We start from the raw sequence: 18,537 nt of genomic DNA, 5'->3' as shown, positions 1-18,537 counted from the left end.
GCGGAGCTTGCCTGGCTCCGCCGTCACTCCCTTAGGAGACGGCAACATGAACCATGAGGTCATGAACATCTTCAACCCGGCTGCCGAAGGCCCGTCCTTCGACCGCATCCGGATTTCGCTTGCCAGCCCGGAGAAGATCCGGTCCTGGTCGTTCGGCGAGGTGAAGAAGCCCGAGACGATCAATTACCGGACTTTCAAGCCCGAGCGCGATGGTCTGTTCTGTGCCCGTATCTTTGGTCCGACCAAGGATTACGAATGCCTTTGCGGCAAATACAAGCGCATCAAGTTCAAGGGTATTACCTGCGAAAAATGCGGCGTTGAAGTGACGCTGGCCCGCGTGCGCCGTGAGCGCATGGGCCACATCGAGCTGGCCGCGCCGGTCGCACACATCTGGTTCCTGAAATCGCTTCCGTCCCGGATTTCGATGATCCTCGACATGGCGCTGAAGGATGTCGAGCGCGTGCTCTATTTCGAGCAATTCCTCGTCACCGAGCCGGGCCTGACGCCGCTCCAGCCCTTCCAGCTTCTCACCGAAGAAGAATACATGGATGCGCAGGACGAGTATGGCGAAGACGCCTTCACCGCCGGCATCGGCGCTGAAGCTATTCGCGATGTCCTGATGAATATGGACATGGAAGCGGTGGCCCAGCAGGTCCGCGAGGACATCAAGGAAACCGGTTCCGAGCTGAAGCTGAAGAAGTATGCGAAACGTCTGAAGCTCCTGGAAAACTTCATCGCGTCGGGCAATCGTCCGGAATGGATGATCCTGACGGTTGTGCCGGTCATTCCGCCGGAACTGCGTCCGCTGGTGCCGCTGGATGGCGGCCGCTTTGCGACATCCGACCTCAACGATCTCTATCGCCGGGTCATCAACCGGAATAACCGCCTGAAGCGCCTGATCGAGCTGCGCGCACCGGACATCATCATCCGCAACGAAAAGCGGATGCTGCGGAATCGGTCGATGCCCTGTTCGATAATGGCCGTCGTGGCCGGGTCATCACGGGCACCAACAAGCGTCCGCTGAAATCCCTGTCCGACATGCTGAAGGGCAAGCAGGGCCGGTTCCGTCAGAACCTGCTCGGCAAGCGCGTCGACTATTCCGGCCGCTCGGTCATCGTGGTGGGTCCGGAGCTCAAACTGCACGAATGCGGCCTGCCGAAGAAAATGGCGCTCGAGCTGTTCAAGCCGTTCATTTATGCGCGGCTGGACGCCAAGGGCCTGTCGGGCACCGTCAAGCAATCCAAGAAGCTGGTCGAAAAAGAACGGCCGGAAGTCTGGGACGTGCTCGACGAGGTGATCCGCGAGCACCCGGTTCTCCTGAACCGTGCGCCAACGCTTCACCGTCTCGGCATTCAGGCGTTCGAGCCCAAGCTGATTGAAGGCAAGGCCATCCAGCTTCACCCGTTGGTCTGTGCGGCTTTCAACGCCGACTTTGACGGCGACCAGATGGCTGTGCACGTTCCGCTTTCGCTGGAAGCCCAGCTGGAAGCCCGCGTGCTGATGATGTCGACCAACAACATCCTCTCACCGGCCAATGGCAAGCCGATCATCGTGCCGTCGCAGGATATCGTGCTGGGCCTCTATTATCTGTCCGTCGACAAGGATGGCGAGCCGGGTGAGGGCACGACCTTCGCGACGATGGCCGAAATGGAAGCCGCGCTGGAAGCCGGCGTCGTTTCGCTGCACTCGAAAATCAAGATGCGGTATGACACGGTCGACGAGAATAACGCGCCTGTCCGTCTGCGCGTGGATACCACGCCGGGCCGGATGATGATCATTGACCGTCTGCCCAAGCACGCCCGCGTGTCATGGAAGATTGCTGACGAGCTGATGACCAAGAAGGCGATCGGCACGATGATCGACGAGGTCTATCGTCACTGCGGCCAGAAGGCGACGGTCATCTTTGCCGACCAGATCATGGGCCTCGGTTTCCGTGAAGCCTGTAAGGCCGGTATTTCCTTCGGCAAGGACGACATGCTGATCCCGGCCGCTAAGGCAACGCTGGTCAATGAGACCCGCACGCTGGTGGGCGAATACGAGCAGCAATATGTTGATGGCCTCATCACCCGTGGTGAGAAATACAACAAGGTCGTCGACGCCTGGGCGAAATGTACCGACCGCGTTGCTGACGCCATGATGGACGAGATTGCACAGCCTTACGACTTTGAAGGCGGCAAGGAAGTGAACTCGGTCTACATGATGGCGCACTCCGGCGCGCGTGGCTCCAAGAACCAGATGAAGCAGCTGGCAGGTATGCGCGGCCTCATGGCCAAGCCGTCCGGCGAGATCATCGAAACGCCGATCGTGTCGAACTTCAAGGAAGGCCTGACCGTTCTTGAATACTTCAACTCGACCCACGGTGCCCGTAAGGGTCTGGCAGATACCGCGCTGAAAACGGCCAATTCGGGTTATCTGACCCGCCGTCTGGTCGACGTGGCGCAGGACTGCATCGTGTCCGAACAGGATTGCGGCACCAGCGAAGGCATCAACATGGAAGCCGTCGTCGACGGTGGTGACATTGTTGTCTCGCTTGGCGAGCGCGTGCTCGGCCGCTATGCGGCGGAAGATGCCAAGGGCGAAGACGGCAAGGTCGCCATCAAGGCCGGCGAGTTCTTCGACGAGGAAAAAGTGCTGGAACTGGAAGCGGCTGGCGTTCAGTCAATCCGGGTCCGGTCACCTTTGACCTGTGAAACCCGCGTCGGTATCTGTGGCACGTGTTATGGCCGCGACCTGGCACGCGGTACGCCGGTGAATATGGGTGAGGCGGTCGGTGTGATCGCGGCCCAGTCCATTGGTGAGCCGGGTACCCAGCTGACCATGCGGACCTTCCACATCGGCGGTACGGCGCAGGTGTCGGAGCAGTCCTTCATCGAAGCCACGCACGAAGGCAAGGTGTCGTTCGACAACCGCGCGACGGTGAAGAATGCCGATGGCTTCTTCATTGTCATGGCCCGTAACATGATGATGAAAATCGTCGACAAGGACGGCAAGGTGCTCGAGTCGCACAAGCTGACCTACGGTGCCAAGGTTCACTTCGACGAAGGCAAGGCCATCAAGCGCGGCGAGCGTATGGCAGAATGGGATCCCTATACCACGCCGATCGTGACCGAGACCGGTGGTACGGCCAAGCTGATCGACATCATCGACGGTGTGTCCGTCAAGGATGAAGCCGACGAAGCGACGGGTATCTCCTCGCGCGTCATCATTGACTGGCGTTCGGCTCCGAAAGGGCGGGCCTCCAGCCGATGGTGGTCGTTCAGGACAAGAATGGCGAACCGGTCAAATTCGAGAATGGTTCAACCGCCAGCTACATGCTGGCCGTGGGCGCCATTCTCTCGGTCCAGGACGGTGACACGGTGAAGCCGGGTGACGTGATTGCGCGTATCCCGACCGAAGGGGCCAAGACGCGCGATATTACCGGTGGTCTGCCGCGGGTTGCGGAGCTCTTCGAAGCCCGCCGTCCGAAGGATCACGCCGTGATCGCGGACATTACCGGCCGTGTCGAGTTCGGCCGTGACTACAAGAACAAGCGCCGCATCTCGATCGTGTCGGAAGAGAATCCGGAAGACAAGGTCGACTACCTCGTCCCGAAAGGCAAACACCTGACGGTTCAGGAAGGCGATGTGATCCAGAAGGGCGAATACCTGCTCGATGGTCACCCGGCGCCGCACGATATTCTGGCAACGCTTGGAACCGAAGCGCTGGCCAAATATCTGGTGACGGAAATCCAGGAGGTCTATCGCCTGCAGGGCGTGCCGATCAATGACAAGCACATCGAGACGATTGTCCGTCAGATGCTGCAGAAGATCGAGATCTCTGATCCGGGCGATACGTCATGGCTCGTCGGCGAGCAGGTCGACAAGATCGAGTTCCTCGAAACCAATGACGTACTGGCCAAGAAGAAGAAAAAGGTCGCCGAAGGCAAGCCGGTGCTTCTGGGTATCACCAAGGCGTCCCTGCAGACCCGCTCCTTCATCTCCGCGGCGTCTTTCCAGGAGACGACACGGGTGCTGACCGAAGCGGCTGTTCAGGGCAAGGTGGATACGCTGGAAGGCCTGAAGAGAACGTCATTGTGGGCCGTCTTATCCCGGCCGGGTCCGGTGGTGGCATGCGCCGCTATCAGGCTGTTGCTGATGATCTTGATTCGGACATGCTGGAAGAGCGCAAGAAAGCGGCCGCTGCTACGGCCGAGGCTCTGCCGACTGAAATCGCTGAAGCCGCGGAAGCGGAAAGGCGGAAGACGTGGCCGAAAATACTGAAGACTAGGGCCGCTTTCCGCCGGAAACCGGGGCTGCCGCGCTTTGTGGCAGCCCTTTTACTGCGAAAATGCAGTCCCGCAAAATCCGTAACAGGCGCTTGACCTTTGCAAATACCGCGCATAGGTTCCGCGCCTGATTTTCGGGGCGAGCAGTAGGCATTTACCGGCCTATACGTCGTCCGGAAATACGGAATTAGTTCAACGGATCGACGGGCGAAGCGCTAGCGCTTGGCACGTCGGCTTTTATGCGTTCACCGGCTTTTGGACGAACGCGCAGATAACGGACAGAGGCGTATGCCGACGATTAACCAGCTTATCCGCAAGCCGCGGAAAGACAAACCGAAACGCAACAAGGTGCCGGCCCTTCAGGCTTGCCCTCAGCGCCGTGGCGTTTGCACGCGCGTCTACACCACCACGCCGAAAAGCCGAACTCGGCTTTGCGGAAAGTGGCGAAGGTGCGTCTGACCAATGGTCACGAGGTCGTGAGCTACATTCCGGGCGAAGGCCATAACCTGCAGGAGCACTCCGTGGTCCTGATCCGTGGCCGGGTGAAAGACCTTCCGGGTGTCCGTTATCACATCCTGCGCGGTGTTCTGGATACCCAGGGCGTCAAGGATCGTCGTCAACGCCGTTCGAAATACGGCGCGAAGCGGCCGAAGTAGGAGAGACCTCAAATGTCACGTCGTCACCGCGCAGAAAAACGCGAGATTCTTCCCGACCCGAAATTCGGTGATAAGGATCTGACCAAGTTCATGAATTACCTGATGCTCGACGGCAAGAAGTCTGTCGCCGAATCCATCGTTTATGGCGCATTCGAAATGATCGAGGAAAAGGCCAAGCGCCAACCTGTCTCGATCTTCCACGAAGCGCTGGAAAATGTTTCTCCGGACGTTGAAGTTCGCTCCCGCCGCGTCGGTGGTGCGACCTATCAGGTGCCGGTTGAAGTGCGTGCCGATCGCAAGAAGGCCCTGGCTATCCGTTGGCTGGTGGCAGCTGCGCGGTCACGCAACGAAAACACAATGCGCGAGCGTCTCGCGGCAGAGCTGATGGACGCGTCGTCCAATCGCGGCACTGCCGTGAAGAAGCGGGAAGACACGCACCGGATGGCGGAAGCCAACCGCGCCTTCTCGCACTATCGCTGGTAAACCCTCCAATCGCCGACCTCCCCAAGGACGACTTCAATGGCCCGCACCCACAAGATCGAAGACTATCGTAACTTCGGTATCATGGCGCATATCGACGCCGGCAAGACGACGACGACCGAGCGTATCCTCTTTACACCGGCAAAAGCCACAAGATCGGTGAAGTTCATGATGGCGCAGCCACGATGGACTGGATGGAGCAAGAGCAGGAGCGGGGCATCACGATTACGTCGGCTGCCACGACCGCTTTCTGGAAAGACAAGCGCCTGAACATCATCGATACGCCCGGACACGTGGACTTCACGATTGAAGTCGAGCGTTCGCTGCGCGTGCTGGATGGTGCCGTGGCGCTTCTGGATGCCAATGCGGGCGTCGAGCCGCAAACGGAAACCGTCTGGCGTCAGGCCGAAAGTACAAAGTGCCGCGGATGTTCTTCGTCAACAAGATGGACAAGATCGGTGCCGATTTCTACCGCTCCGTCGAGATGATGGTCGAGCGTCTGGGCTGCGTGCCGCTGGTGGTTCAGCTGCCGATCGGTGCGGAAAACGATTTTGCCGGCGTGATCGATCTGATCAAGATGAAGGGCATCATCTGGAATGATGAAAGCCTGGGCGCGTCTTTCGAGGAAGTCGATATTCCGGCCGACATGGCCGAGAAAGCCGCCCAATGGCGCGAGAAGATGATCGAGACGGCTGTTGAGCTCGACGAGACGGCTCTGGAAGCGTATCTCGAAGGCGAAGAGCCTTCGATCGAGACGCTGAAGAAGCTGATCCGCAAGGGCACGATCAATCTCGACTTCCACCCGGTTCTGTGTGGCACGGCGTTCAAGAATAAGGGCGTTCAGCCGCTTCTGGATGCAGTGGTCGACTTCCTGCCGAGCCCGGTTGAAGTGCCGTCGATCAAGGGTATCGATGCGAAGACGGAAGCTGAAGTGGTCCGCAAGTCGTCCGATGAAGAGCCAGTGTCGATGCTGGCGTTCAAGATCATGAACGATCCGTTTGTGGGCACGCTGACCTTCTGCCGCATCTATTCCGGCAAGCTGGAAACCGGCATTTCGCTTCAGAACACGGTGAAAGAAAAGAAAGAGCGTATCGGCCGCATGCTGCAGATGCACTCTAACTCCCGTGAGGACATCAAGGAAGCGTTTGCCGGCGACATCGTCGCCATTGCAGGCCTGAAGGACACGACCACCGGTGACACGCTGTGTGATCCGATGAATCAGGTCATTCTGGAACGGATGGAATTCCCGGATCCGGTGATCGAGATTGCGGTCGAGCCGAAGTCGAAAGCCGACCAGGAAAAGCTGGGCATCGGCCTTCAGAAGCTGGCCGCCGAGGATCCGTCCTTCCGCGTGTCCACCGACGAGGAATCCGGACAGACTCGTATGGCGGGTATGGGCGAGTTGCACCTCGATATTCTGGTTGACCGCCTGAGACGTGAATTCAAGGTGGAAGCCAATATCGGTGCGCCGCAGGTGGCCTATCGCGAGACACTCGGTCAGGCAGCGGAAATCACCTACACCCACAAGAAGCAGTCGGGTGGTTCGGGTCAGTTCGCTGAAGTGAAAATCATGTTCGAACCGCGCGAACCGGGTGAAGGCTTCGAGTTCAGATCGAAAATCGTCGGCGGTAACGTTCCGCGGAATACATTCCGGGCGTTGAAAAGGGCATTCGTTCTGTCATGGACGGCGGTCTGCTGGCCGGTTTCCCGGTCATCGATTTCAAGGCCACGCTGCTCGACGGGAAATATCACGACGTCGACTCGAGTGTTCTGGCGTTTGAAATTGCGGCACGTGCAGCGTTCCGTGAAATCAAGGGGCCGGCGAAGATGAAGCTGCTGGAGCCGATGATGAAGGTCGAGGTTGTGACCCCGGACGAATATACCGGTTCGGTGATTGGCGACCTCAACTCCCGCCGCGGTCAGATCCGCGACCAGGAGATGCGCGGAAACGCAACAGTTGTGAACGCAATGGTGCCGCTGGCAAATATGTTCGGCTACATCAATGCGCTGCGGTCCTCTACACAGGGACGTGCGCAGTTCACCATGCAATTCGACCACTATGAGCCTGTTCCGCAGGCTGTGGCCGACGAAGTCATTGCGAAGATCGCCTGACGCGATTTTCGTTTGGAATTAAATCAGGACTTGGAGCAGAGATATGGCCAAGGAAAAGTTTGAGCGTACGAAGCCGCACGCGAACATTGGCACGATTGGTCACGTTGACCACGGCAAGACGACGCTGACGGCGGCGATCACGAAGTATTTGGGCGACTTCCGGGCGCATGATCAGATCGATGCTGCGCCGGAAGAGAAGGCGCGCGGGATCACCATCTCGACCGCGCACGTGGAGTACGAGACCGACGCGCGTCACTACGCCACGTCGACTGCCCCGGCCACGCCGACTACGTCAAGAACATGATCACCGGTGCGGCGCAGATGGACGGCGCGATCCTGGTGGTGAACGCCGCCGACGGCCCGATGCCGCAGACCCGCGAGCACATCCTGCTGGCGCGCCAGGTGGGCGTTCCGGCGCTGGTGGTGTTCCTGAACAAGGTCGACCATGGTCGACGACGAGGAGCTGCTGGAGCTGGTCGAGATGGAAGTGCGCGAGCTGCTGAGCCGTATGACTTCCCGGGCGACGACATTCCGATCATGGCACTGGTTCGGCGCTGGCGGCGCTTGAAGGCAAGCGATGCCGAGATCGGCGAGGCCAAGATCCGTGAAGCTGATGGCGGCTGTGGACGACTACATCCCGACGCCGGAGCGTCCGATGGACCAGCCGTTCCTGATGCCGATCGAGGACGTGTTCTCGATTTCCGGCCGTGGCACCGTGGTGACCGGCCGTATCGAGCGCGGCGTCGTCAAGGTGGGCGACGAGCTTCGAGATCGTCGGTCCGTGCGTGACACCAAGAAGACGACCTGCACCGGCGTTGAGATGTTCCGCAAGCTGCTCGATCAGGGCCAGGCCGGCGACAATGTCGGTGTGCTGCTGCGCGGTATTGATCGTGAAGGTGTCGAGCGCGGTCAGGTTCTGGCCAAGCCGGGTTCGATCACGCCGCATGCGAAGTTCGAGGCGGAAGCCTATATCCTGACGAAGGAAGAGGGTGGACGTCACACCCCGTTCTTCACCAATTACCGCCCGCAATTCTACTTCCGGACGACGGATGTGACGGGTGTTGTGACCCTGAAAGAGGGTACGGAAATGGTGATGCCGGGCGACAATGCCGAGCTGAAATGATCACGGTCGATTGCTGATCGCGATCGCCATGGAAGACGGGCTGCGCTTCGCGATCCGCGAAGGTGGCCGCACAGTCGGCGCCGGCGTGGTCTCCAAAATCACCGACTAGGGCCTCAGCCCCAGTCAAACCCGATTCAGGGCGTTGCCACACCGGCAGCGCCCCTTTTTTCGTGGGGGAAGGGGTTTCTCCGGAGCGTTTGCAGAAACTGTCATCAAAAGCGTGATTTCGTGTTCGAATAGCGCTTAGAGGAGTTGACGGAAGCGACTCATGCCGGTAGACCCCGCCCTTCGTGAATGGACTGGCGGTGCTTTACAGCAGACGCAGTCCCATGAAGCGAACAAATTGGTTTTTAGCGCGCCGACGGGTGACCGGGTTGAGTCACCTTTCTGTGCGCCTTTAATTGTGTGGACGAACTACGATGGCACAGCAGAATATCCGCATTCGCCTCAAGGCATTCGATCACCGCGTCCTGGACACGTCCGCGCGCGAGATCGTATCGACGGCGAAACGTACCGGCGCCAATGTGCGCGGACCGATCCCTCTGCCGACGCGATGGAGCGTTCTACGGTTCTGCGTGGCCGCACGTCGACAAGAAATCGCGCGAGCAGTTCGAAATCCGGACTCACAAACGCCTCCTCGACATTGTAGATCCCACCCGCAGACGGTTGACGCGCTGATGAAGCTCGACCTCTCGGCCGGTGTGGACGTTGAGATCAAACTGGGAGCCTAGGTGATGCGCACGGGGCTGATTGCCAAAAAGGTCGGGATGACCCGGGTGTTCGCCGAGGATGGCGCACACATTCCGGTGACCGTTCTGCAACTCGAGAATTGCCAGGTCGTGGCTCAGCGGACTGCTGAGCGTGACGGCTATGTGGCGCTGCAGCTGGGTGCGGGCAAGGCGAAAGCCAAGCGCACATCCAAAGCCATGCGTGGCCACTTTGCCAAGGCAGAAGTCGAACCGAAGAAGCGCGTGATTGAATTCCGCGTTTCCGAAGACAATCTGATTGAGCCGGGTTCCGAGCTGACGGCCGAGCACTTTGTGCCGGGCCAGAAGGTCGACGTCGCCGGCAAGAGCATCGGTAAGGGTTTTGCCGGTGCCATGAAGCGCTGGAATTTTGGCGGTCTGCGGGCCACGCACGGTGTGTCGATCTCACACCGTTCGCACGGTTCGACCGGCCAGTGTCAGGATCCGGGCAAGGTTTTCAAGGGCAAGAAGATGGCTGGACACATGGGTGATGCGCGCATCACCGTCCAGAATCTCGACGTTGTCCGTGTGGATGCCGAGGATGGTTACATCCTGGTGCGCGGCGCGGTTCCGGGTTCTGCCGGTTCCTGGGTCGAAATTCGCGACGCCATCAAGGGTGCTGGCGATGCTGACCTGCCGATGCCGGGCGCAATTCGCAAGGCAATGGAAGAGGCGGCTCCTGCCAATGAAGAGCCCGCGTCTCCCGAAGCAGAGATGACCGCTGAAGGTGCCCCGGCTGAGGGTGGTGCAGGCGATGAGGAGTCCCAATCATGAAGGTTGAGGTAAAGACCCTCGCCGCAAAGGCTGCAGGCGCAGTTGATCTGGACGATGCCGTTTTCGGCATTGACGAGATCCGTGCCGACCTTTTGCAGCGTGTTGTGAAGTGGCAGCTGGCGGCTCGCCAGGCTGGTACGCACAAGGCCCAGGAGCGCAACGAAGTGTCGCGCACCGGCAAGAAGTACGGCAAGCAAAAAGGTGGCGGTGGCGCTCGTCACGGTAACCGTCGTGCGCCGATCTTTGTCGGTGGTGGCAAGGCGCACGGACCGCGCGTCCGCAGCCATGCGCACGATCTGCCGAAAAAGGTTCGCGCTCTGGCGCTCAAGCATGCGCTTTCGTCGAAGGCCGGTTCCGACTCGCTGATCATCGTTGATGAGGCGGTGATGAAGGATGCCAAGACGAAGCAGGTTCGCGAGGCTTTCACCAAGCTGAACCTCAGCAATGCACTGATTATTGATGGTGATGCGGTCGATGCGAATTTCGCGAAAGCGGCCGGCAACATCCCGCATATCGACGTTCTGCCGGCGCAGGGCCTGAATGTTTATGACGTTCTGCGTCATGATCAGCTGGTTCTGACCAAGGCAGCGGTTGAAAAAATCCATGCGCGCTTTGCCGCCAAGGAGACAGCATAATGGCCAAGGTTGCAGTTGAAGCCCGCCACTATGACGCGATCCTGGGTCCGGTGATCACGGAGAAGTCCACGCTGTTGTCGGAAGACGGCAAGGTGGTGTTCCGCGTTCCGCTGACCGCGACCAAGACGGAAATCGCTGAAGCGGTGGAAGCTCTGTTCAAGGTGAAGGTGACGGCGGTCAATACGCTGCGCCTGAAAGGCAAAACGAAGCGTTTTCGCGGTCAAGTCGGCCGGCGCTCGGACATGAAAAAAGCAATCGTGACGCTCGCTGAGGGCGACTCGATTGACGTGACCACGGGGCTCTAGGACCATGGCGCTTAAAACATACAATCCCACCTCGCCGGGCCGTCGCGCTCTGGTGCTGGTTGACCGCGAAGGCCTCCACAAGGGTCGTCCGGAAAAAAGCCTCGTTGAAGGCAAGACCAAGAAGGGTGGCCGCAACAATACGGGCCGCATCACCGCTCGCCGTCAGGGCGGTGGAGCCAAGACGCTTTACCGTAAAGTCGACTTCAAGCGGAACAAGCTTGATGTCGAAGCGACGGTCGTGCGTCTGGAATATGACCCGAACCGGACCGCTTTCATCGCGCTGATCGAATATGCCGATGGCGAGAAGTCCTACATCCTGGCGCCGCAGCGTCTGTCGGTTGGCGATGTCATCGTTTCCGGCATCCGCGTTGACGTGAAGCCGGGTAATTGCATGCCGCTGAAATCCATGCCGGTCGGCACCATCATCCACAATGTGGAGATGAAGCCGGGCAAGGGTGGACAGATTGCGCGTTCGGCCGGGGGCTATGCCCAGCTGGTTGGCCGCGATGGTGGTTACGCTCAGGTTCGTCTCAATTCAGGTGAGCTTCGTGCCATTCCTGAAATGTGTGTGGCGACGGTCGGAGCTGTCTCCAACCCGGATCACATGAACCAGAATCTCGGTAAAGCCGGTCGCAAGCGCTATATGGGCAAGCGTCCGGCGGTTCGTGGCGTCGCCATGAACCCGATCGATCACCCGCATGGCGGCGGCGAAGGCCGCACGTCCGGCGGTCGTCACCCGGTAACACCTTGGGGTAAGCCTACCAAAGGCCGCAAGACCCGCAGTAACAAGGCTACCGATAAATTCATCCTCCGCTCGCGCCACCAGCGCAAGTCACGCTAAGGGAGCGCGTTAGATATGCCGCGTTCAGTCTGGAAAGGTCCGTTTGTAGACGGATACCTCCTCAAGAAGGCCGATGCGTCCCACGCTGAAGGCCGCAAGAAGCCGATCAAGACCTGGTCGCGCCGCTCGACGATCATGCCGCAATTCGTGGGCCTGACTTTTCAGGTGCACAATGGCAGCAAGTTCATCCCGGTGCTCGTGACCGAGGACATGGTGGGCCACAAGCTCGGTGAGTTCTCTCCGTCCCGGACCTATCATGGTCACGCGGCGGACAAGAAGGCGAAAAGGGGCTGATCATGACCCAGACACGTCAAAGAGATGAGAACGGCAAAAATCTGCGTCGCGTCGCTGACAATGAAGCGCGTGCGAAGCAGACGATGATCCGTATCAGCGGTCAGAAGCTGAATCTTGTTGCCCAGGCGATCCGCGGCAAGAAGGTGGAAAGCGCACGGGCCACGCTCGAATTTTCGCGCAAGCGTATTGCCAAGGACGTTTTGAAGGTCCTCGACAGTGCGATTGCAAACGCCGAGAACAATCATGGCCTCGATATCGACAGCCTGATCGTTTCGGAAGCCTATGTCGGGAAGAATCTGGTGATGAAACGTTTCCGCGCGCGTGCCCGTGGCCGTGCAGCGAAAGTGATGAAGCCGTTTTCCGAGCTGACGATCATTGTTCGTGAAGTTGAGGAGGCCGCCTGATGGGTCAGAAGGTCAATCCGATCGGGCTTCGGCTCGGTATTAATCGCACCTGGGAATCCCGCTGGTATGCCAATACCGGTGAGTATGCCCAACTCCTCCATGAGGACATCAAGATCCGCGACATGCTGCGCAAGCGTTTGAAGAATGCCAGCGTTTCCAAGATCGTGATCGAGCGCCCGCACAAGAAGTGCACCGTGACCGTCTATACCGCGCGTCCGGGTGTGGTGATCGGGAAGAAGGGTGCCGATATCGAAGTTCTGCGCCGTGCCTTGCAGCAGATCGTCAAGGGTGAGGTCTTCCTCAACCTGGTTGAAGTGCGCAAGCCGGAGATCGACGCAATGCTGGTTGCCGAGTCCATTGCTCAGCAGCTGGAGCGCCGTGTGGCTTTCCGCCGCGCCATGAAACGCTCGCTGCAAACGGCGATGCGCATGGGCGCCAAGGGCTGCAAGGTCATCTGCGGCGGCCGTCTCGGCGGTGCCGAGATTGCGCGCGTCGAGCAGTATCAGGAAGGGTCTGTGCCGCTGCATACGCTGCGCGCCGACATTGATTATGGAACCGCTGAAGCTTCGACGGCTATGGGCATTATCGGCATCAAGGTCTGGATCTACAAAGGTGAGATTCTGGAACATGATCCGATGGCATCCGAGCGCCGTCTTCAGGAATCCGGTGAGCAGCGTGCCCGTCAGGGCAGCGGCAACCGGGCGGCTTAGGCAGTAGGAACGACGGAGCGAGAAACAGATGCTTCAACCAAAACGCACCAAGTTCCGGAAGGCGCACAAAGGCCGCATCAAAGGCGCGGCCAAAGGCGGCTTTTCGCTGAATTTCGGTTCCTATGGCCTCAAGGCGATGGAACCCGAGCGCGTCACGGCACGCCAGATCGAAGCCACCCGCCGGGCGATTACTCGCCACATGAAGCGGGCCGGCCGGGTCTGGATCCGGATTTTCCCGGATGTGCCTGTGTCGAAGAAACCGACGGAAGTCCGGATGGGTAAGGGTAAGGGGTCGCCAGAATTCTGGGCCGCCAAAGTCAAGCCCGGCCGGATCATGTTCGAGATTGACGGTGTGCCGGAGAATGTTGCGCGTGAAGCGCTGTCTCTGGGCGCAGCCAAACTGCCGGTGAAGACGAAAATCGTCGCCCGGATTGGTGAATAGGAGTGAGTGTCATGGACGCTGTTGATGTTCGCGCATTGAGCGACGATCAGCTGAAGGATGAGCTCCTGAAGCTGAAAAAAGAACAATTCAACCTGCGCTTCCAGCAGGCCTCGGGTCAGTTGCAAAACACGGCCCGTGTTCGTCAGGTACGCCGCACGATTGCGCGTCTCAAGACGATCCAGGCCCAGCGGGTGGCTCAGGCCGGACAAGGGAGCTAGGCGATGCCCAAGCGCGTATTGCAAGGCGTCGTGGTGAGCGACAAGGGTGACAAGACTGTCGTCGTGAAGGTGGAGCGGACATTCCTGCACCCACTGCTCCGGAAGACGGTTCGCCGCTCGAAGCGTTACCACGCACACGATGAGGCCAACAGCCTCAAAGTGGGTGAACAGACCTTTATTCAGGAATGTGCACCCAAGTCGAAACTGAAACGGTGGGAGGTCGTATCCGCGGACGCATAAGCGTTCCGGGGGATGACCCTGAAGGAGGATCGTTATGATCCAGATGCAAACTAATCTGGACGTTGCCGATAATTCCGGTGCCCGCCGTGTGCAGTGCATCAAGGTACTCGGTGGTGCCAAGCGGCGTTACGCTCATGTGGGCGACATCATTGTGGTGTCGGTCAAGGAAGCGATCCCGCGCGGCCGCGTCAAAAAAGGTGAAGTCCGCCGTGCCGTTGTGGTGCGTGTGGCCAAGGACATCAAACGCAAGGACGGATCGGTTATCCGCTTCGACTCCAATGCGGCTGTCCTCGTGAACAATAATGAAGAGCCGATCGGCACCCGTATCTTCGGACCGGTTCCGCGCGAACTCCGCGCCAAGAACCACATGAAGATCGTGTCGCTGGCTCCGGAGGTGCTGTAGCCATGGCTGCCAAGATTAAAAAGGGCGACAAGGTCGTTGTCCTCGCGGGCCGGGACAAGGGCAAAACGGGCGAAGTCATTCGCGTCGTTCCGTCCGAAGACCGTCTTTTCGTTCGCGGCGTCAATATCGTGAAGCGCCACCAGCGCCCCACGCAATCGTCTGCTGGCGGTATCGAGACCAAGGAAGCGCCGATCCACGTATCGAACGTCGCCCTGGCCGATCCGAAAACGGGTGAAGCCACCCGCGTCGGTTTCAAGATGGAAGGCGACCGCAAGGTCCGCGTGGCCAAGAAATCCGGTGAGGTCATCGATGGCTGATGTAAAAGAATACCAACCGCGTCTGCGCGCGAAGTATCGCGACGAGATTCGTGACCGGCTGAAAGAGAAATTCGGCTACACGAATCCGATGCAGATCCCGCGGATCGAGAAGGTCGTGATCAATATGGGCGTGGGCGAAGCGGCCCAGGACTCCAAGAAGATCAACGGCGCATATGAGGATCTGATGCGGATTGCCGGTCAAAAGCCGGTCAAGACGAAGTCCCGCCTGTCGATCGCCGGCTTCAAGCTGCGCGAAGGCCAGGATGTGGGCGTGAAAGTCACGCTGCGCCAGGACCGCATGTATGAATTTCTGGACCGTTTGATCACGATTGCGCTGCCGCGCGTTCGCGACTTCCGCGGCCTGAACGGAAAGAGCTTTGACGGCCGTGGCAACTACGCCATGGGCCTGAAGGAGCACATCGTGTTTCCCGAGATCGACTATGACAAGGTCGAGAAGATCCGGGGAATGGACATAGTGGTCTGTACGACCGCGCGAACCAATGAAGAAGCGAAAGCCCTGTTGGCCGAGTTCGATTTCCCGTTTTCGAACTGACGCATCAGGAGGGCGGGACCGTCAGGGTCTCGCACGCAGGAGGAAGTAAATGGCGAAGACAAGTGCTGTCGAGCGTAACCTGAAACGTCAGAAACTGGCGCAACGGTATGCGGCCAAACGCGCCGAGCTCAAGGCGGTTGCCCGTGATAAGTCCAAGCCGGTTGAGGAGCGTTTTGCTGCTCAGCTGAAGCTGGCCGAATTGCCGCGGAATTCCGCGCCGACCCGCTATCGCAATCGTTGCGAGATTTCGGGCCGTCCGCGTGGTTTTTACCGCAAGCTCAAAATGTCACGGATCGCTTTGCGCGACCTGGCCTCGAACGGGTTCATCCCCGGCATGGTCAAGTCGAGCTGGTGATCGGGAGAGATTGAACAATGTCTATGAACGATCCCCTCGGTGATATGCTGACACGTATCCGGAACGCGTTGATGCGTGGCCGGACGACTGTCGCAACGCCGGCTTCAAATCTTCGCAAGCGCGTGCTGGATGTGCTCCAGTCGGAAGGCTTTATTCGTGGCTATTCCGAGATCGAGCATGCCGATGGCAAGCGCGAGTTCGAAATTGAACTGAAGTATTTCGATGGCGAGCCTGTCATCGCCGAGATCCGCCGGATCTCGACGCCAGGCCGTCGTGTGTATTCCAAAGTGAAGGATCTCCCGCTGATCTCGAACGGTCTTGGTATCGCGATTGTCTCTACCCCGATGGGTGTGATGTCCGATGCGTCCGCTCGCGAGCAGAATGTCGGTGGCGAAATCCTCTGCAAAGTCAGCTAGGGAGAACGATCCATGTCACGTATCGGAAAACTCCCAATCGCCGTCGCTTCGGGTGTTGAGGTTCGTCTCAACGGCCGTGAGCTGACGCTGAAGGGCCCCAAGGGCGAGCTGAGCCTCACCGCGGTTGAAGACGTTACCCTGTCGCAAGGCGATGAGGGTATCGAGGTCAAGCCGGTGGATCAAAGCAAGCGGTCGCGCTCTATGTGGGGTATGACCCGCGCATTGATCGCCAACATGATGACCGGCGTCACCGAAGGCTTCAACAAGACGTTGGAACTGGAAGGCGTTGGCTATCGTGCGCAGATGCAGGGTTCCAACCTGAAGCTGGCGCTCGGTTTCAGCCACGATGTGGTTTACGAGCCGCCGCAAGGCATTCAGATCCAGGCACCGAAGCCGACGGAAGTTATCGTCACGGGCGCTGACCGGCAGCAAGTTGGTCAGGTTGCAGCGGAAATTCGCGGATACCGTCCGCCGGAGCCCTACAAGGGCAAGGGCGTTCGCTATCAGGGCGAATACATCCGCCGCAAAGAAGGCAAGAAGAAGTAGGCGCAAGAACCATGTTGAGCTCACGCGAAAAAATGAAGCGCCGCGCGCTGCGCAATCGCAGCAAGCTGCGCAAGAAAGTCTCGAACGGTCGGCCGCGTCTGTCGGTTTTCCGCTCGTCGAAGCATATCTATGCGCAACTGATCGACGATCAGCAGGGCGTCACACTCGCAGCGGCCTCCACGGCCGAAGCGGATTCCAAAGAGTCCGGTGCGAATGTCGAAGCCGCTGCCAGCGTAGGCAAGCGCCTGGCGGAACGCGCCACCAAAGCCGGAATCAAGGACGTCGTCTTTGATCGCGGCGGATTCATCTTTCACGGACGCATCAAGGCCTTGGCCGAAGCGGCTCGTGAAGGTGGATTGAACTTTTAAGGGAGCGGCTGATGGCTCGTAATGAAGAAAACCGCGGCCGCGGTCGCCGTCGCGACCGGGATGAAGAGCAGCAGGACGAAATCGTCGACAAGCTGGTCCACATCAATCGCGTCGCCAAGACGGTGAAAGGTGGCCGGAATTTCCAGTTTGCCGCACTCGTCGTCGTCGGCGACCAGAAAGGTCGCGTCGGTTTCGGTCAGGGCAAGGCCCGCGAAGTTCCCGAAGCGATCCGCAAGGCAACGGAAGAAGCCAAGAAGACCATGGTTCGTATTCCGCTGCGCGAAGGCCGCACGCTCCACCACGATTCGCCGGGACGCCATGGCGCCGGCAAGGTGATCCTGCGCGCTGCGCCTCCGGGAACCGGCGTTATTGCCGGTGGTCCGATGCGCGCAGTGCTGGAAACGCTCGGTGTTCAGGATGTTGTGGCCAAGTCCACGGGCACCTCGAACCCGTACAACATGATCCGCGCGACCTTTGATGCCCTCAAGCATCAGAAAAGCCCGCGTTCGATTGCGGCCAAGCGTGGCATGAAGGTGGCTGACCTGGTCAACCGCCGGAATGATGGCGCTTCGGCTCCGGAATCTCTGGAAGGATAGGGGCGTCACATGGCTGCCAAGAAAACCCTCAAGGTCCGGCAGACGGGTAGCGCCATTCGCCGCCCGCAGGATCAACATAGAACGCTCGTTGGCCTTGGTCTGAACAAGATCGGCCGCGTGCGCGAACTGGAAGATACGCCATCGGTCCGCGGCATGATCCGCAAAGTGGCCCATATGGTGGAAATCGTCGAGGAGTAGGCCTTTGGCCGCTCCATCGCAGGAGAGTTAGACATGCGTCTCAATGAATTGCGCGATAATGCCGGCTCGACCAAGACCCGCACCCGTGTTGGTCGCGGTATCGGTTCCGGCAAAGGCAAGACCGGCGGCCGTGGCGTCAAGGGTCAGAAGTCGCGCTCGGGCGTGGCGATCAAGGGCTTTGAAGGCGGTCAGATGCCGCTTCACATGCGTTTGCCGAAGCGGGGCTTCAACAAGCCGAACCGTCTGGCCTTCGCCGAAGTCAATATCGGCCGTCTTGAAAAGGCGATTGCCGAGAAGAAGATCGATGCCAAGAAGCCGATTGATGCGGACGCATTGATCGCGGCCGGCCTCGTTCGCCGTGTAAAGGATGGCGTGCGCCTCCTTGCGAAAGGCGAGCTGAAGTCCAAAGTAGAGATCACGGTCGCAGGCGCGACCAAGGCGGCGATTGATGCCGTCGAGAAAGCTGGCGGGAAAGTCACCGTCATTGCGCCGAAGGCCAAGGTTTCTGACAAAGCCGCTGAGTAATCAGGGGATCGCGAGG

The 18,537-nt window shown here is 59.3% G+C and carries 22 protein-coding genes and 5 pseudogenes; all 27 read left to right on the top strand.

Going from position 1 to position 18,537, the window contains the following annotated elements; translation table 11 throughout:
* Window positions 1-46: 46 nt before the first annotated feature.
* Window positions 47-4,201, top strand: a pseudogene (gene rpoC, locus HXX25_RS06305) (DNA-directed RNA polymerase subunit beta'); the annotation flags it as partial.
* Between the two features lie 351 nt (window positions 4,202-4,552).
* A pseudogene (rpsL, locus tag HXX25_RS06300) lies at window positions 4,553-4,920 on the top strand (30S ribosomal protein S12).
* 12 nt (window positions 4,921-4,932) lie between these two features.
* Window positions 4,933-5,403, top strand: a complete 471-nt coding sequence (gene rpsG, locus HXX25_RS06295) for a 30S ribosomal protein S7 (RefSeq protein WP_187167633.1) — start codon at window positions 4,933-4,935, stop codon at window positions 5,401-5,403.
* 36 nt (window positions 5,404-5,439) lie between these two features.
* Window positions 5,440-7,152 (top strand): annotated as a pseudogene (gene fusA, locus HXX25_RS06290) (elongation factor G); the annotation flags it as partial.
* A gap of 75 nt (window positions 7,153-7,227) precedes the next feature.
* Complete coding sequence (locus HXX25_RS14265) at window positions 7,228-7,512, top strand: hypothetical protein (RefSeq protein ID WP_370543758.1); 285 nt, start codon at window positions 7,228-7,230, stop codon at window positions 7,510-7,512.
* A 43-nt stretch (window positions 7,513-7,555) separates the two neighbouring features.
* Window positions 7,556-8,744: pseudogene (gene tuf, locus HXX25_RS06285) on the top strand (elongation factor Tu).
* Window positions 8,745-9,054: 310 nt separating this feature from the next.
* Window positions 9,055-9,297 (top strand): annotated as a pseudogene (locus HXX25_RS06280) (30S ribosomal protein S10); the annotation flags it as partial.
* Between the two features lie 72 nt (window positions 9,298-9,369).
* A complete protein-coding gene (gene rplC, locus HXX25_RS06275) occupies window positions 9,370-10,155 on the top strand; it encodes a 50S ribosomal protein L3 (RefSeq protein WP_187167632.1) in 786 nt (261 codons plus the stop codon).
* The gene (gene rplD, locus HXX25_RS06270) at window positions 10,152-10,790 is read left to right on the top strand and encodes a 50S ribosomal protein L4 (RefSeq protein ID WP_187167631.1); all 639 of its coding nucleotides are present in this window, start codon (window positions 10,152-10,154) and stop codon (window positions 10,788-10,790) included. Before rplC ends, rplD begins: the two co-directional genes overlap by 4 nt.
* Window positions 10,790-11,095, top strand: a complete 306-nt coding sequence (locus HXX25_RS06265; protein WP_187167630.1) for a 50S ribosomal protein L23 — start codon at window positions 10,790-10,792, stop codon at window positions 11,093-11,095. Before rplD ends, HXX25_RS06265 begins: the two co-directional genes overlap by 1 nt.
* Window positions 11,096-11,099: 4 nt before the next feature.
* Window positions 11,100-11,936, top strand: coding sequence for a 50S ribosomal protein L2 (gene rplB / locus HXX25_RS06260; RefSeq protein ID WP_187167629.1), 837 nt, complete (start codon window positions 11,100-11,102; stop codon window positions 11,934-11,936).
* Between the two features lie 15 nt (window positions 11,937-11,951).
* Window positions 11,952-12,230, top strand: coding sequence for a 30S ribosomal protein S19 (gene rpsS, locus HXX25_RS06255; RefSeq protein ID WP_187167628.1), 279 nt, complete (start codon window positions 11,952-11,954; stop codon window positions 12,228-12,230).
* Between the two features lie 2 nt (window positions 12,231-12,232).
* On the top strand, window positions 12,233-12,634 hold the full coding sequence (rplV, locus tag HXX25_RS06250) for a 50S ribosomal protein L22 (RefSeq protein ID WP_187167627.1): 402 nt from the start codon (window positions 12,233-12,235) through the stop codon (window positions 12,632-12,634).
* Complete coding sequence (rpsC, locus tag HXX25_RS06245; protein WP_187167626.1) at window positions 12,634-13,344, top strand: 30S ribosomal protein S3; 711 nt, start codon at window positions 12,634-12,636, stop codon at window positions 13,342-13,344. The genes rplV and rpsC overlap by 1 nt, the downstream gene beginning before the upstream one ends.
* Window positions 13,345-13,372: 28 nt before the next feature.
* The gene (gene rplP, locus HXX25_RS06240) at window positions 13,373-13,786 is read left to right on the top strand and encodes a 50S ribosomal protein L16 (RefSeq protein WP_187167625.1); all 414 of its coding nucleotides are present in this window, start codon (window positions 13,373-13,375) and stop codon (window positions 13,784-13,786) included.
* An 11-nt stretch (window positions 13,787-13,797) separates the two neighbouring features.
* Window positions 13,798-14,004, top strand: coding sequence for a 50S ribosomal protein L29 (gene rpmC, locus HXX25_RS06235; protein ID WP_187167624.1), 207 nt, complete (start codon window positions 13,798-13,800; stop codon window positions 14,002-14,004).
* Window positions 14,005-14,007: 3 nt separating this feature from the next.
* Window positions 14,008-14,244 carry a 30S ribosomal protein S17 gene (gene rpsQ, locus HXX25_RS06230; RefSeq protein WP_187167623.1) on the top strand — a complete coding sequence of 79 codons (237 nt, stop codon included), beginning with the start codon at window positions 14,008-14,010 and terminating at the stop codon, window positions 14,242-14,244.
* Between the two features lie 34 nt (window positions 14,245-14,278).
* Window positions 14,279-14,647 carry a 50S ribosomal protein L14 gene (rplN, locus tag HXX25_RS06225; protein WP_109260620.1) on the top strand — a complete coding sequence of 123 codons (369 nt, stop codon included), beginning with the start codon at window positions 14,279-14,281 and terminating at the stop codon, window positions 14,645-14,647.
* 2 nt (window positions 14,648-14,649) lie between these two features.
* Window positions 14,650-14,964, top strand: a complete 315-nt coding sequence (gene rplX / locus HXX25_RS06220) for a 50S ribosomal protein L24 (protein WP_187167622.1) — start codon at window positions 14,650-14,652, stop codon at window positions 14,962-14,964.
* Complete coding sequence (gene rplE, locus HXX25_RS06215; RefSeq protein WP_187167621.1) at window positions 14,957-15,517, top strand: 50S ribosomal protein L5; 561 nt, start codon at window positions 14,957-14,959, stop codon at window positions 15,515-15,517. The genes rplX and rplE overlap by 8 nt, the downstream gene beginning before the upstream one ends.
* Window positions 15,518-15,566: 49 nt before the next feature.
* Window positions 15,567-15,872 carry a 30S ribosomal protein S14 gene (gene rpsN, locus HXX25_RS06210; RefSeq protein ID WP_187167620.1) on the top strand — a complete coding sequence of 102 codons (306 nt, stop codon included), beginning with the start codon at window positions 15,567-15,569 and terminating at the stop codon, window positions 15,870-15,872.
* Between the two features lie 17 nt (window positions 15,873-15,889).
* Window positions 15,890-16,288 (top strand): 30S ribosomal protein S8, encoded by a 399-nt coding sequence (gene rpsH, locus HXX25_RS06205; protein ID WP_187167619.1) that lies wholly within the window; start codon window positions 15,890-15,892, stop codon window positions 16,286-16,288.
* Window positions 16,289-16,300: 12 nt separating this feature from the next.
* Window positions 16,301-16,834 (top strand): 50S ribosomal protein L6, encoded by a 534-nt coding sequence (rplF, locus tag HXX25_RS06200; RefSeq protein WP_187167618.1) that lies wholly within the window; start codon window positions 16,301-16,303, stop codon window positions 16,832-16,834.
* A gap of 11 nt (window positions 16,835-16,845) precedes the next feature.
* On the top strand, window positions 16,846-17,202 hold the full coding sequence (rplR, locus tag HXX25_RS06195; RefSeq protein WP_187167617.1) for a 50S ribosomal protein L18: 357 nt from the start codon (window positions 16,846-16,848) through the stop codon (window positions 17,200-17,202).
* Window positions 17,203-17,213: 11 nt separating this feature from the next.
* Window positions 17,214-17,798 carry a 30S ribosomal protein S5 gene (rpsE, locus tag HXX25_RS06190; protein ID WP_187167616.1) on the top strand — a complete coding sequence of 195 codons (585 nt, stop codon included), beginning with the start codon at window positions 17,214-17,216 and terminating at the stop codon, window positions 17,796-17,798.
* A 9-nt stretch (window positions 17,799-17,807) separates the two neighbouring features.
* Entirely contained in the window at window positions 17,808-17,996 is a 189-nt protein-coding gene (rpmD, locus tag HXX25_RS06185; protein WP_187167615.1) for a 50S ribosomal protein L30, read from the top strand.
* 33 nt (window positions 17,997-18,029) lie between these two features.
* Entirely contained in the window at window positions 18,030-18,521 is a 492-nt protein-coding gene (gene rplO / locus HXX25_RS06180) for a 50S ribosomal protein L15 (protein WP_187167614.1), read from the top strand.
* Window positions 18,522-18,537 lie beyond the last annotated feature (16 nt).

It is taken from the genome of Hyphobacterium sp. CCMP332, from assembly GCF_014323565.1.
Lineage (GTDB): Bacteria > Pseudomonadota > Alphaproteobacteria > Caulobacterales > Maricaulaceae > Hyphobacterium.
Note: the sequence above shows the minus strand (reverse complement) of the source record. Positions and strands in the feature narration are given on the sequence as shown.

What these genes read in the sequence shown, in the direction of transcription:
- rpsG (WP_187167633.1), top strand. Translation starts at nt 4,933, where the DNA reads ATGTCACGTCGTCACCGCGCAGAAAAACGCGAGATTCTTCCCGACCCG.
- HXX25_RS14265 (WP_370543758.1), top strand. Translation starts at nt 7,228, where the DNA reads ATGAAGCTGCTGGAGCCGATGATGAAGGTCGAGGTTGTGACCCCGGAC.
- rplC (WP_187167632.1), top strand. Translation starts at nt 9,370, where the DNA reads ATGCGCACGGGGCTGATTGCCAAAAAGGTCGGGATGACCCGGGTGTTC.
- rplD (WP_187167631.1), top strand. Translation starts at nt 10,152, where the DNA reads ATGAAGGTTGAGGTAAAGACCCTCGCCGCAAAGGCTGCAGGCGCAGTT.
- HXX25_RS06265 (WP_187167630.1), top strand. Translation starts at nt 10,790, where the DNA reads ATGGCCAAGGTTGCAGTTGAAGCCCGCCACTATGACGCGATCCTGGGT.
- rplB (WP_187167629.1), top strand. Translation starts at nt 11,100, where the DNA reads ATGGCGCTTAAAACATACAATCCCACCTCGCCGGGCCGTCGCGCTCTG.
- rpsS (WP_187167628.1), top strand. Translation starts at nt 11,952, where the DNA reads ATGCCGCGTTCAGTCTGGAAAGGTCCGTTTGTAGACGGATACCTCCTC.
- rplV (WP_187167627.1), top strand. Translation starts at nt 12,233, where the DNA reads ATGACCCAGACACGTCAAAGAGATGAGAACGGCAAAAATCTGCGTCGC.
- rpsC (WP_187167626.1), top strand. Translation starts at nt 12,634, where the DNA reads ATGGGTCAGAAGGTCAATCCGATCGGGCTTCGGCTCGGTATTAATCGC.
- rplP (WP_187167625.1), top strand. Translation starts at nt 13,373, where the DNA reads ATGCTTCAACCAAAACGCACCAAGTTCCGGAAGGCGCACAAAGGCCGC.
- rpmC (WP_187167624.1), top strand. Translation starts at nt 13,798, where the DNA reads ATGGACGCTGTTGATGTTCGCGCATTGAGCGACGATCAGCTGAAGGAT.
- rpsQ (WP_187167623.1), top strand. Translation starts at nt 14,008, where the DNA reads ATGCCCAAGCGCGTATTGCAAGGCGTCGTGGTGAGCGACAAGGGTGAC.
- rplN (WP_109260620.1), top strand. Translation starts at nt 14,279, where the DNA reads ATGATCCAGATGCAAACTAATCTGGACGTTGCCGATAATTCCGGTGCC.
- rplX (WP_187167622.1), top strand. Translation starts at nt 14,650, where the DNA reads ATGGCTGCCAAGATTAAAAAGGGCGACAAGGTCGTTGTCCTCGCGGGC.
- rplE (WP_187167621.1), top strand. Translation starts at nt 14,957, where the DNA reads ATGGCTGATGTAAAAGAATACCAACCGCGTCTGCGCGCGAAGTATCGC.
- rpsN (WP_187167620.1), top strand. Translation starts at nt 15,567, where the DNA reads ATGGCGAAGACAAGTGCTGTCGAGCGTAACCTGAAACGTCAGAAACTG.
- rpsH (WP_187167619.1), top strand. Translation starts at nt 15,890, where the DNA reads ATGTCTATGAACGATCCCCTCGGTGATATGCTGACACGTATCCGGAAC.
- rplF (WP_187167618.1), top strand. Translation starts at nt 16,301, where the DNA reads ATGTCACGTATCGGAAAACTCCCAATCGCCGTCGCTTCGGGTGTTGAG.
- rplR (WP_187167617.1), top strand. Translation starts at nt 16,846, where the DNA reads ATGTTGAGCTCACGCGAAAAAATGAAGCGCCGCGCGCTGCGCAATCGC.
- rpsE (WP_187167616.1), top strand. Translation starts at nt 17,214, where the DNA reads ATGGCTCGTAATGAAGAAAACCGCGGCCGCGGTCGCCGTCGCGACCGG.
- rpmD (WP_187167615.1), top strand. Translation starts at nt 17,808, where the DNA reads ATGGCTGCCAAGAAAACCCTCAAGGTCCGGCAGACGGGTAGCGCCATT.
- rplO (WP_187167614.1), top strand. Translation starts at nt 18,030, where the DNA reads ATGCGTCTCAATGAATTGCGCGATAATGCCGGCTCGACCAAGACCCGC.